This is a genomic window from Simplicispira hankyongi (assembly GCF_003570885.1).
Classification (GTDB): Bacteria; Pseudomonadota; Gammaproteobacteria; order Burkholderiales; family Burkholderiaceae_C; genus Simplicispira; species Simplicispira hankyongi.
Window position 1 is genome coordinate 1,345,519 of record NZ_QXJC01000001.1, and the last position, 11,645, is coordinate 1,357,163.

Sequence of the window (11,645 nt, forward strand, 5' to 3'; positions counted from 1 at the left end):
GATAATGGCAAGCTTTGCACTGCGCGGTTACCTAGGCCAGCTCCGCCCAACTTATGAACTCCCCTGCCCCAGAACCTATCCTCAAGCACCTGACGTTCGCACGCGATCGCATTGCAGCGGGCGACCTCCAGGGCGCGGCAGCGTCGCTCAACAAAGCCAACAAGGTCAGCCCTAACGATGCCCGCATCTTCATGCTTGCGGGTCTGATGGCAGAGAAGGCCGGGAATATTCCCGGCACGTTTGAGGCCTTGCGGCGCTCAGTGCGCGAGGCACCTGACTGGGGGCCGGGAATGCTGGAACTCGCACTCTTCCTGGCGCGCCAGAACCAGTTCCAGGAGGCGGTGGAGTGGGCGGAGAAGGTCGCGGCACTGGAACCCTCCAACACCCTGGTGCTGGCAAGTGTCATTGACATCGCCCACCGTGCTGGCCATACCGAAATGGCAGTTCGTCATCTGCAACGTGGGTTAACCTTGGTGCCCGGGGATTTGACGCTGCGCCGCATGTTGGCGCGTGATCTCGCCACACTCGGACGCCACGACGAATCGCTGGCCGCCTGGGGGGCGCTCATTGAAGAAAACCCGGCGGATGCCCAGGCACGCATTGGGCGCGTGCAGACCTTGATTGCAATGGGGCGTGCGAAGGATGCTGCTCCAGACACCGCCTTCCTGCTCGCGGCCGCTCCAGATGACGTGGTGTATGCCTATTTCGACACCATCGCCCAGGGGCGCACGCCGCTCCAGCAACCGCCAGAGCTCCATCGCGCTCTGTTCGACGGCATGGCGCCGGTCTACGACCAGCATATGGTTCGCGGGCTCAAGTACCAACTTCCCAAGCGCGTTGCCGATACGCTCCTCACCGAGCATCCCGACAAGCACTTCAATCTGCTCGACCTCGGTTGCGGCACAGGGCTTCTGGGCGTGTGCCTTGGTCGCATCGATGGTTTCTTGATTGGGGTAGACACCTCGCTCCCCATGATTGAGCAAGCAGCACGCCATCAGGTGTACGACAAGTTTCACCACGTCAACGTGCTCGACGCGCTGCGCGAGACACCCGAGGCGCAGTACGAAATCATTACCGCGCTCGACGTGTTGATCTACGTTGGCGACCTGGCCCAAGCGGTACCAGATGCATCGCGCATCCTTACACCCGGGGGAACCTTCATTTTCTCGTGCGAGGCGGCTGGCGAGGATGGGCCAGACCTGGTGCTTCAGCCTAACAACCGTTATGCCCACAAGCTCAGTCATGTGAAAGCCTTGTGCCAACAGGCAGGCTTCATCAGCGTGGAGATCGAGCCCTTGACCCTGCGCCAGGAAGGTGGTCAACCCGTGGAAGGCTACCTGGTACGTGCCCGCAAAGCTGCGTAGCGAAATTTTCCGAGCTCAGGCCGCGAGGCGCGACGTTCGCGGCACATGCGCCATCAGAAATTCCATCTGGTCGGCCAGGATACGCCGGTTGCGCAGGATGAAATCCTCCCACAGGCTCGGTACATAGGGCGTGTAGAGCAACGGCATGTGTGCCTGCTCGGGCGTGCGCGGACCTTTGCGGTGGTTGCAGGCGCGGCAGGCGGTGACGACGTTCATCCAGTGGTCAACACCCCGGCTGGCAAAGGGCACGATATGTTCGCGGGTCAGTTCGCTCTCGTGGAAGTCGCCGCCGCAATAGGCGCAGATGTTGCGGTCGCGCGCGAAAAGCTTGGCGTTGGTCAGGCCTGGGCGGCACTCAAAAGGGTTGGTGCGCGGAATCCCGCGCGTGCCGATGATGCTGTTGATGGCAATCACCGACTGCTGGCCTGTGACCGCATTGTTGCCACCGCGAAAGCGCGCCACCTCACCCCCCACCTCCCAGCGCACGTCGCCGGCAGCGTAGTGGGTGGCGGCCTGTTCCAGCGATATCCACGACTGGGGCAGACCTTGGGCCGAGAGCTTCAACACTTTCACGAGCAGCCTCCTTAAAAGATGCACAGGAAACGGGGCAAGCGGGCGCCTCAATGCCAACACGGGCGCAGCAAGGCCACTGCGTCACAATATACGCCAATCGTGACATATCGGTGTCCAGCGCTTGCCCCATGTGCGTTAAACGCTATTAAATTCATATCGACCCATGCTCGTTCTTCGCGGCTTCCATCACCCGGCCATCGCCCCGGCCTGCGCGCTCACCATTGGCAACTTCGACGGCGTGCACCGCGGCCACCAGGCCATGCTGGCGCTGCTCAATGCCGAAGCCACGCAGCGCGGCGTGCCCAGCTGCGTGCTGACCTTCGAGCCGCACCCGCGCGACTACTTTGCCGCCGCGCTGCACAAGCCTGAACTCGCGCCGGCGCGCGTCGGCACGCTGCGCGACAAACTCTCTGAACTGGCCCGTTTTGGTGTGCAGCAAACGATCGTGCTGCGCTTTGACGCTGCTCTGGCCGGGCAATCACCTGAGACCTTCATCAATGACGTGCTGGTGCGCGGCCTGGGCGTGCGCTATGTGCTGGTGGGCGACGATTTCCGCTTCGGCCGCCAGCGCGCGGGCGACTACGCCCTGCTTAGCAGCGCCGGCCAGACGCAGGGGTTCGATGTGGCGCGCATGAATTCCTACGAAATCACCTACCCCCAGGCCAGCAGCGACAGCGCCCAGCCGGTGCGGGTGTCAAGCTCGGAAGTGCGCGCCGCCCTGGCTGCTGGCCGCATGGACGACGCCGCGCAGTTGCTGGGGCGCCCCTACGCCATATCTGGCCACGTGGTGCACGGGCGCAAGCTGGGCCGGGTGCTGGGCGAGGCCAGCCGTGGCGCAGGGGATGGCTTTCGCACGCTGAACCTGCGCTTTGCCCATTGGAAGCCAGCCGCCAGCGGTATTTTTGCCGTCTGGGTGCATGGCCTGGACGCGCAGCCGCTGCCGGGCGTGGCCAACCTGGGCATCCGCCCCTCGCTGGACCCGAGCGACGCCAACGGCGGGCGCGTGCTGCTGGAGACACACTGCCTCGAATGGCCAGCACACCTGGGGCCCGAGGGGGCCTACGGTAAAATCATCCGCGTGGAACTGATGCACAAACTGCACGACGAACTCAGGTACGACAGCCTGGGTGCGCTGACGGCCGGCATTGCCCGCGATTGCGCCGACGCCCGGGCCTGGTTTTCGGCCCACGCAGAAACCCGGCGCCAGACCACGCGCGACCGAATTTGAGGCGCCCGCGCACGGCGCTGTGCGCCTCCAAGCCCCCTCTTTCCTGGCGCCCCGGCACTCCCTCAACCACGCCCCGCCTGCCACCACCGTTCACGAGAATCCGCGATGTCCGACGTCTCCTCCAGCGCTTCCACCTCTCCTGCTCCTGCACCCACGCAGGACTACCGCAAAACCCTGAACCTGCCCGATACGCCGTTCCCGATGCGCGGCGACCTGCCCAAGCGCGAGCCGGGCTGGGTCAAGGAATGGAACGACGAGGGCCTGTACAAGCGCCTGCGCGCGGCCCGCTGCGGTGCACCCAAATTCATCCTGCACGACGGCCCGCCCTATGCCAACGGGCAGATCCACATGGGACACGCGGTCAACAAAATCCTCAAGGACATGATCGTCAAGGCGCGCCAGCTTGAAGGCTTTGATGCGCTTTACGTCCCCGGCTGGGACTGCCACGGCCTGCCGATCGAAAACGCCATCGAAAAGAAGTTTGGCCGCAAGCTCTCGCGCGACGACATGCAGGCCAAAAGCCGGGCGTACGCCACCGAGCAGATCGCGCAGCAGATGGCGGACTTCCAGCGCCTGGGCGTGCTGGGCGAGTGGGACCACCCCTACAAGACCATGGACCCGGAAAACGAGGCCGAAGAGATCCGCACCTTCAAGCGCGTGATCGAGCGCGGCTTCGTCTACCGGGGCCTCAAGCCCGTGTACTGGTGCTTTGACTGCGGCTCATCGCTGGCCGAATTCGAGATCGAATACCAGGACAAAAAGAGCCAGACGCTCGACGTCGCCTTCAAATCGCACGACCCGGCCCAGCTTGCCGCCGCCTTTGGCCTGAGCGCGCTCAGCAAAGACGCTTTTGCCGTCATCTGGACCACCACCGCCTGGACGATTCCGGCCAACCAGGCGCTCAACCTGAACCCGGAGCTGACCTACGCGCTGGTCGATACGGCGCGCGGTGTGCTGCTCATCGCCGAATCGCTGGTGGAAAGCTGCATGACCCGCTGGGGCCTCGAAGGCCTGGTGCTGGCCCTGGCACCAGGCAAGGCGCTTGCCGGCCTGGAGTTCGAGCACCCCTTGTACGACGTGGCCAGCGACGACGGCAGCCACGGCTACCAGCGCCTCTCGCCCGTGTACCTGGCCGACTACGCCACCGCCAGCGACGGCACCGGCATCGTGCATTCGTCGCCCGCCTACGGCGTGGAAGACTTCAACTCCTGCGTCGCGCACGGTGTCGCCACGGACGACATCCTCAACCCCGTGCAGGGCAACGGCAGCTACGCGCCGGAGCTGGCGCTGTTTGGTGGCCAGAACATCTGGAAGGCCTGCCCCGTCGTCATCGACACGCTGCAAGCCGCCGGCCGCCTGCTGGGGACCGAAACCATCAGCCACAGCTACCCGCACTGCTGGCGCCACAAAACGCCGGTGATCTACCGCGCTGCGGCGCAGTGGTTCATCCGCATGGATGAGGGCGAAGGCGTTTTCACCAAAGACAAGGCCCCAGAGACCCTGCGCCAGACCGCCCTCAAGGCCATCGAGCAAACCCACTTCTACCCCGAGAACGGCAAGGCGCGCCTGCACGACATGATTGCCGGCCGGCCCGACTGGTGCATCTCGCGCCAGCGCAGCTGGGGCGTGCCGATTCCCTTCTTCCTGCACAAGGATTCGGGCGAGCTGCACCCGCGCACCATGGAGATCCTGGACCAGGCCGCTGACATCGTGCAAAAAGGCGGCATTGAAGCCTGGAGCCGCGTCACCGCCGAAGACATACTGGGTGCCGACGATGCGCCCCACTACACCAAGAGCACCGACATCCTCGAAGTCTGGTTCGACTCGGGCTCCACCTTCCAGCACGTGCTGCGCGGATCGCACGCCGGCGCCCACCACGACAGCGGCCCCGAGGCCGACCTGTACCTCGAAGGCCACGACCAGCACCGCGGCTGGTTCCACAGCTCGCTGCTGCTGGCCTGCGCGCTGGAGGGCCGCGCGCCCTACCGGGGCCTGCTGACGCACGGCTTCACGGTGGACGCGCAGGGCCGCAAGATGAGCAAGTCGCTTGGCAACGGCATCGACCCGCAGGACATCAACAAGAAGCTCGGCGCGGAAATCATCCGCCTCTGGGTCGCGTCGAGCGACTATTCGGGCGACATCGCCGGCGACGAGAAAATCCTCGCCCGCGTGGTGGACGCCTACCGCCGCATCCGCAACACCCTGCGCTTCCTGCTCGCCAACACCAGCGACTTCGACCCCGTGCACGATGCCGTGCCCGAGGCGCAGTTGCTGGAGATCGACCGCTACGCCCTCTCCCGCGCCGCCCAGTTGCAAGCCGACATCCTGGCGCATTACAAGGTGTACGAATTTCACCCCGTGGTCGCCAAGCTGCAGCTCTACTGCTCGGAAGACCTGGGGGGCTTTTACCTCGACATCCTGAAAGACCGGCTCTACACCACCGCGCCCGCCAGCCTGGCGCGGCGCAGCGCACAGACGGCGCTTTGGCAGATCGCCCAGGCCATGCTGCGCTGGATGGCCCCGTTCCTGAGCTTCACCGCCGAGGAAGCCTGGAAATTCGTCGGCGGCAGCGAATCGATCTTCATGCAGCAGTACACCGCCTTGGGCGAACCGGCCGAAGGGCTGCTGGCCAAATGGGCGCGCATTCGCGAGATCCGCGACCTGGTAAACAAGGAGATCGAGCAACTGCGCGCCGCCGGCACCGTGGGCGCATCGCTGCAGGCCACGGTGGAACTCACCGTAGGCCCCGAAGACCACGCGCTGCTGGCCAGCCTGGGCGACGATTTGAAGTTTGTGTTCATCACGTCCGCTATTGAATTAGTAGCTGGTAGCGCAATACAGATAAGCGTTAAGGCCAGTTCTGACCAAAAATGCGAGCGCTGCTGGCATTACCGTGCCGACATCGGTCACGACGCTGAGCACCCCACGCTCTGCGGCCGCTGCACCAGCAACCTCTTTGGTACCGGCGAAACCCGGGTGCACGCCTGATGGCCCGCAGCCACTTTGCCCCGCGCGCAGGCGGCAGCGTCTGGCCCTGGCTCGGCTGGGCGCTGTTCGTCCTGATCATCGACCAGTTGACCAAAACGCTCATCCTCGGCGCCTACCACCTGGGCGACGCCACGCCCATCACCAGCTTTTTCAGCATCGTGCGGGCGCACAACACCGGCGCGGCGTTCTCGTTTCTGGCGCAGGCGAGTGGCTGGCAGCGCTGGCTGTTTACCGGCTTTGGCGTGGTGGCGGCGCTGTTCATCGTCTGGCAACTGCGCGCCCACCCAGGGCAACGGCTGTTTGCGTTTGCGCTCTCCAGCATCCTCGGCGGTGCCATTGGCAACGTGGTGGACCGGTTGCTGCACGGCTACGTGGTCGATTTTTTGGACTTCCACTGGGCGGGCTCGCATTTTCCGGCCTTCAATATGGCCGATTCGGCGATCACGCTGGGCGCCATTTGCCTGGTACTGGATGAGCTGCTGAGAGTGCGGCGGGCACGGTAAACGGACGGCGGCAAAGTCAACATACAGCGGGGCAAACGCTGTTGCCAGCACGCCATCGGGCTACAAACTTTTCGCTGCACCCTCTCGCCACGCACCTTTTCGATGTGATATAACCTTTACCAAACCGTCACCCGGAGAGAGAGAAATGAAAAAACTTGCTATTGCTGCCCTTGCCTGCTGCGCCTTTGGGGCACAAGCTGCAGCCAACGTCGGCACGCTCGACAACGTGGTCGGCACCGTCAGTGTCGGTGGCCAGGGTTTCGTGGCCCACGCCAAGAACGGCATGCCACTGGCTGAAGGCAGCACCGTGCTGGTCGCCAGCAAGGGCATGGCCACGGTCATGCTGGCCAACGGTTGCAGCATCTCCCTCTTGGGCAGCCAGCACTACACGGTCAACTCCAAACTGAGCTGCGAGCAGTCCATTGCCTCGGTTCAGAGCTTGGCCTCCACCACGCGTCTGGCCCAAGCCAGTTTGGGTGCTGGTCTTCCTGGTCCTGGCGGTAGCGCTGGAGGAGCTGGCGGCGCCTTTGGCGGCGGCTTGGGCACTGGTGGCATGATGGGTGTAGGTTTTGGAACCCTTGGAACCCTTGGCGCCCTCAACAGCACTTCCAGCACCAAAGCCAGCGGTAGCTGATTGTCTTCACGACCTCATTACGCCCGCTCCGACACCAACCAGCTTAGTCACTGGTTGGTGTTTTTTTTGGCCTGCGCGCTGCTTGGCCTAGCGCCTGTGCTGCGCGGCGGCAACCGGCAGATTGCGCTCGCCGGGCTGCTCTCGCTTAGCGCCGCGCTGCTGGCACTGCTTCTGGGCTCACTCAGCTTCGACCGCCTGTTTGGCGGGCCGCCAGCCACGGGCGAACGCCGAAAGGCGGCGCGCGGCGGCCTCGGCTTTGCGCTGGCGCTGGCCTTTGTCGGCAGCAGCCCGGTATGGCTGGGCCTGCTGCAGCTCACCCCGCTGTCGGCACCATCGTGGAGCCACCTGGCAGGTCACGGCATCTACCTGGACGCCCTGGCCGCCGCTGGCGGTACGGCGCCGCAGGAGCTGGCGCTCAGCCTGAACCCGCAAGCAACCCTCACCGCCCTGCTCTCCGGCGTTCCGGCAGCGGCCACGCTTTTCGCGGCGCTGTACCTGCCGCGCCCCCTGGTGGAGAAATGCCTCCTGGTGCTGCTGGCAGCCGGCGCCTGCCAGATGCTGCTGGCGGTGCTGCAGTTCTGGATGGGCAGCGGCTCCGCACTCTATTTCGGCGTGGACAGCGCCACCGGCTTTGTCGGCAGCTTCGCCAACCGCAACCACCTGGCCGATTTTCTGGTCATGCTCATGCCGGTGTGGTTCTTCTGGTTCAGCCAGAGCGTGAGTGGGCGCGGCAGCCACAAGGGCGAAGCGCGCTTTGGCGGCACGGGGGCGCTGTGGCTGTTCTTTGGCTTTGCACTGCTGGTCGTCACCCTGGCAACACTCTCGCGCGGCGCCCTGCTGTCGGCTGCACTGGTGCTGACCGCCAGCATGCTGCTGCTCGGTGTCAAACTCAAGTCGCGCCTGGGCCGCAAGCAGCGCATCGCCCTGGGCGTGGCTGCGGGCCTGTTCGCCCTGTTCGCGATCATCGGCGTGGGCGCCGAACGCGTCGGCCAGCGGCTCGATACGACCACGCTGGAAGCGGACGCCCAGACGCGCCACAACTTCACCACCGCCACGCTGGAAGGCGCCCAGGCCTTCTGGCCCTGGGGCAGTGGCGCCGGCACCTACGAATCGGTGTTCCCACGCTTCCAGGCGGCCGACTCTCTCTATTACGTGGAATACGCACACAACGACTACGCCCAACTGCTCATGGAGCTGGGCCTGCCCGGCGTGCTGCTGGCGCTGGTGGTGGCAGGCCTGATGGCCGTCCAGGGCGTGCGCCTGTTGCGCGCCTACCGGGCCGAGCGGCGCCTCTCTGGCGAGCTGGCGCTGCGCGTCTGGTGCGGCCTGGGGGCGACCGCCCTGCTGCTGCACAGCACCGTGGAATTCAACATGCACATCCCGGCGCTGGCGCTCACGGCGGCTTTCTTACTCGGGGTCTATCTGCGGCCACTGCGCCCCACCCGGTCAAAGGCCTGAAGCAGATGCAGAGGTGGATGGGTTTCGCATCGCAATGGGCCACTCAGGGAGTACGGCCCCGCATGCACCTGGCGGCCGCCTTGCTCACGGCAAGCCTGCTGGCCGGCTGCGCCACAGGCCCTGGTGCGGCGCCATCGCCCAATGCACCGCAACTGTTCATGAACGCGCGCGGCCTCAAGCAATGGGACCACCCCGAAGCCTTTGGCCCGGTGCCCAAAGAGATGCTCACGACCGGACGGCAGTACTGCGCCACCCTTAACAACGGCGGAAAACGCTACACCCCAACCGGCTACCACCCGCATGCGCGCAGCGTGGAAGGCTATCCGTTCGAAGATGGCGGGTTTTACTGCACGCTTGAATAGAAATTGGGGTGAGGTAGAAATTGGGGTCAGATTCCAATTATTTGAAAATAATTGGAATCTGACCCCAATTTCCACCCCAATTTCTACAACTTTTAAGCGCGAACGCCGCCCTCTGCGTCTCCAAAAATCGACTTCGCGTCCTCGACCCTGATTCTTCTGGCAGCCAGCAGTGAACCCGTTTCGTCGGCCATCGGTGTATAGCCTGCAAGCCGCTGCAACATGCGGTGCACGGTGGCCATGTCGCCCGCTGCCATGGCAGTGTTCAGCGTGGCAAGCTCGTGCTCCAGGGCGGGCCAGGGGAGTGACACTTCGCTCGCCTTCATCACGCGCGGGTGGGTGGTGGGCTGCGGGTTGTTGCCGATCAGCAACTCTTCGTACAGCTTCTCGCCAGGGCGCAGGCCGGTCACCTTGATCTCGATTTCGCCGTCCGGGCAGGTCTCGTCACGCACGCGCATGCCCGAGAGCTCGACCATGCGGTAGGCCAGATCCACAATGCGCACCGGCTCGCCCATGTCAAGCACGAACACCTCGCCCCCGCTGGCCATGGCGCCCGCCTGCACCACCAGCTCGGCGGCTTCGGGAATCGTCATGAAGTAGCGCGTGACATCGGCGTGCGTCAGTGTCACCGGCCCGCCCTGCGCGATCTGCTGGCGAAACAGCGGCACCACCGAGCCCGAAGACCCCAGCACATTGCCAAAGCGCACGATAGAGAAGCAAGTGGGCGCCGCTCCCGCAGGCCCTACTACCGGAGCGGAGGCAGCAAAAGCCTGCACCACCAGCTCGGCCATGCGCTTGCTTGAACCCATGATGTTCGTCGGCCGCACGGCCTTGTCGGTGCTGATGAGCACAAAGCTCTGCACCCCATGGCGCGCGGCAGCGCGCGCACAGGCCAGCGTGCCCCAAACGTTGTTGCGGATGCCCTCCACCGGGTTGAATTCGACCAGCGGCACATGCTTGTAGGCAGCGGCGTGGTACACGGTATGCGGGTGCCAGGCGGCCATGATGGCGCCCATGCGCTCTTCGTTCTGCGCCGAGCCCAGCAGCGGCACCAGTTCGGGCGCCACGCCCTCAGCCGCTGCCAAGGTGTCTTCGAGTTCGCGGTGAATCTGGTACAGCGAAAACTCGTTCATCTCGACGAGCAGCAGGCAAACCGGCGCGCACTTGAGTACCTGGCGGCACAGCTCGCTGCCAATCGAGCCCCCCGCCCCAGTGACCAGCACCACCTTGCCGCGCACATTGCGGTTGAGCAGAATGCCATTGGGCAACACCGGCTCGCGCCCCAGGATGTCGGCAATGTCGAGCTCTTGCACATCCTTGAGCGTAACCTTGCCCGAGGCCAGCTCGGACACCCCCGGCAACGTGCGCACATGCACCGGGTGCGGGCGCATGCGCTGCACAATGGCGTTGCGCTCTTTGCGTCCGATCGAGGGCATGGCCAGCAGCACATGGCCCACCTGCTGCTTGGCGATCAGCACGGTCAACTGGTGCGCCCCATGCACGCGCAGACCATCGACCGTATGGCCGTGCAGTCGCACGTCGTCGTCAATGAAACCCACCACCCGCTGCTCGCGGCCATTGCGCAGGGCCGACGCCAGTTGCCGCCCAGCCGAACCCGCGCCGTAAATCAGCACCCCCGGCAGGTTGCCCTGGCTCAGCATGCGGCGGTACAGGTCGCCCAGAAAAAAACGCACCCCCACGCGGCTGATGCCGACCATGAGGAACATGAGCAGCGGTTGCATGATGCCCACCGTGCGCGGCACACCCCGCACGCCGACCACCGTGAAGATCAGGGCGTACAGCAGGCTGTACACCGCAATGGCGCGAATCAGGCTGACCATGGCGTGCCAGCCCGCGTAGCGGAACACCGCCCGGTACAACCCGAAGTAGGCAAACAGGGGCAGTGCCAAGCCGATAGCTACCACCACTGCAGGCCAATAGCCAGAGCTCCAGACCACCCAGCGCTCCAGCCGAAGGCACAGCGCCAGCCACACCGTAAAGCCACAAAAGACCACATCGTGCAGCATGGCCACGACCTGCTTGACCGGCCTGGGAAGGGCCAGCAGTCCACGGGCCATCGAGTTGGTTTGCATGTCAGAGCCCTCCAGTTAACGCACGGTCACGCCTGCCAGCCGAGTGATCTGGGTCGCGGGGGCTGCACTGGCGGCACCAGCAGCAAGCTGCCCGCCAAGCCCAGTGCATCGGCCAGCCAATCGCCCAGCGATGCACTGCGGCCTGGTATGGCCGATTGCAGTACCTCGGTGAGTGCGCCCAGCAGCAGCAGGGCCGCCACCGCCCACCAGCGCTGGCGGCCCTGCTGCCAACTGCGCGCGGCCAATCCCCCCAGCACGGCAAACAGGCTGGCGTGCACCAGCTTGTCGGAATACGCCGTGGCGTCGGCCGCGTCAAGCACCGTCGCCATGGGCAACCACGACGCCGCCCACACCTTGGCAGCCAGCACGGCATTGGCCGGGGCCAGCAGGCAGACCAGGGTCACCAGCAGCGCCATGGTGAAAAGCACGCGTGCAATCAGCAGCG

At 64.9% G+C, this 11,645-nt stretch carries 10 protein-coding genes; 7 read left to right on the plus strand and 3 right to left on the minus strand.

All coding sequences use genetic code 11. From position 1 onward, the window contains the following. The first annotated feature begins 53 nt into the window (after positions 1-53). Complete coding sequence (locus D3F03_RS06250) at positions 54-1,364, plus strand: tetratricopeptide repeat protein (protein ID WP_119108415.1); 1,311 nt, start codon at positions 54-56, stop codon at positions 1,362-1,364. A gap of 15 nt (positions 1,365-1,379) precedes the next feature. On the opposite strand, the gene D3F03_RS06255 is transcribed toward D3F03_RS06250, so the two are convergent. Further along, positions 1,380-1,937, minus strand: a complete 558-nt coding sequence (locus D3F03_RS06255; RefSeq protein WP_119108416.1) for an HNH endonuclease — start codon at positions 1,935-1,937, stop codon at positions 1,380-1,382. Between the two features lie 163 nt (positions 1,938-2,100). On the opposite strand from D3F03_RS06255, the gene D3F03_RS06260 reads away from it, so the two are divergent. The 6 genes from D3F03_RS06260 (at position 2,101) to D3F03_RS06285 (ending at position 9,110) form a co-directional block, all read left to right on the plus strand. Next, positions 2,101-3,165, plus strand: a complete 1,065-nt coding sequence (locus D3F03_RS06260) for a bifunctional riboflavin kinase/FAD synthetase (RefSeq protein ID WP_119108417.1) — start codon at positions 2,101-2,103, stop codon at positions 3,163-3,165. A 105-nt stretch (positions 3,166-3,270) separates the two neighbouring features. Next, positions 3,271-6,153: an isoleucine--tRNA ligase gene (gene ileS / locus D3F03_RS06265; RefSeq protein ID WP_119108418.1), complete on the plus strand. Its 2,883-nt coding sequence runs from the start codon at positions 3,271-3,273 to the stop codon at positions 6,151-6,153. Further along, positions 6,153-6,656, plus strand: a complete 504-nt coding sequence (gene lspA / locus D3F03_RS06270; RefSeq protein WP_119108419.1) for a signal peptidase II — start codon at positions 6,153-6,155, stop codon at positions 6,654-6,656. The genes ileS and lspA overlap by 1 nt, the downstream gene beginning before the upstream one ends. Positions 6,657-6,801: 145 nt before the next feature. After that, entirely contained in the window at positions 6,802-7,290 is a 489-nt protein-coding gene (locus D3F03_RS06275) for a hypothetical protein (protein ID WP_119108420.1), read from the plus strand. After that, on the plus strand, positions 7,291-8,748 hold the full coding sequence (locus D3F03_RS06280) for an O-antigen ligase family protein (RefSeq protein WP_158606135.1): 1,458 nt from the start codon (positions 7,291-7,293) through the stop codon (positions 8,746-8,748). A 17-nt stretch (positions 8,749-8,765) separates the two neighbouring features. Next, positions 8,766-9,110 carry a hypothetical protein gene (locus tag D3F03_RS06285; RefSeq protein WP_158606136.1) on the plus strand — a complete coding sequence of 115 codons (345 nt, stop codon included), beginning with the start codon at positions 8,766-8,768 and terminating at the stop codon, positions 9,108-9,110. A gap of 92 nt (positions 9,111-9,202) precedes the next feature. Here the strand turns inward: D3F03_RS06285 and D3F03_RS06290 are convergent, their stop codons facing one another. Further along, positions 9,203-11,200: a polysaccharide biosynthesis protein gene (locus tag D3F03_RS06290; RefSeq protein WP_119108423.1), complete on the minus strand. Its 1,998-nt coding sequence runs from the start codon at positions 11,198-11,200 to the stop codon at positions 9,203-9,205. A 26-nt stretch (positions 11,201-11,226) separates the two neighbouring features. After that, positions 11,227-11,628 (minus strand): VanZ family protein, encoded by a 402-nt coding sequence (locus D3F03_RS06295; RefSeq protein WP_158606137.1) that lies wholly within the window; start codon positions 11,626-11,628, stop codon positions 11,227-11,229. Positions 11,629-11,645: the final 17 nt, after the last annotated feature.

What these genes read in the sequence shown, in the direction of transcription:
- D3F03_RS06250 (WP_119108415.1), top strand. Translation starts at nt 54, where the DNA reads ATGAACTCCCCTGCCCCAGAACCTATCCTCAAGCACCTGACGTTCGCA.
- D3F03_RS06260 (WP_119108417.1), top strand. Translation starts at nt 2,101, where the DNA reads ATGCTCGTTCTTCGCGGCTTCCATCACCCGGCCATCGCCCCGGCCTGC.
- ileS (WP_119108418.1), top strand. Translation starts at nt 3,271, where the DNA reads ATGTCCGACGTCTCCTCCAGCGCTTCCACCTCTCCTGCTCCTGCACCC.
- lspA (WP_119108419.1), top strand. Translation starts at nt 6,153, where the DNA reads ATGGCCCGCAGCCACTTTGCCCCGCGCGCAGGCGGCAGCGTCTGGCCC.
- D3F03_RS06275 (WP_119108420.1), top strand. Translation starts at nt 6,802, where the DNA reads ATGAAAAAACTTGCTATTGCTGCCCTTGCCTGCTGCGCCTTTGGGGCA.
- D3F03_RS06285 (WP_158606136.1), top strand. Translation starts at nt 8,766, where the DNA reads ATGGGTTTCGCATCGCAATGGGCCACTCAGGGAGTACGGCCCCGCATG.
- D3F03_RS06290 (WP_119108423.1), bottom strand. Translation starts at nt 11,200, where the DNA reads ATGCAAACCAACTCGATGGCCCGTGGACTGCTGGCCCTTCCCAGGCCG.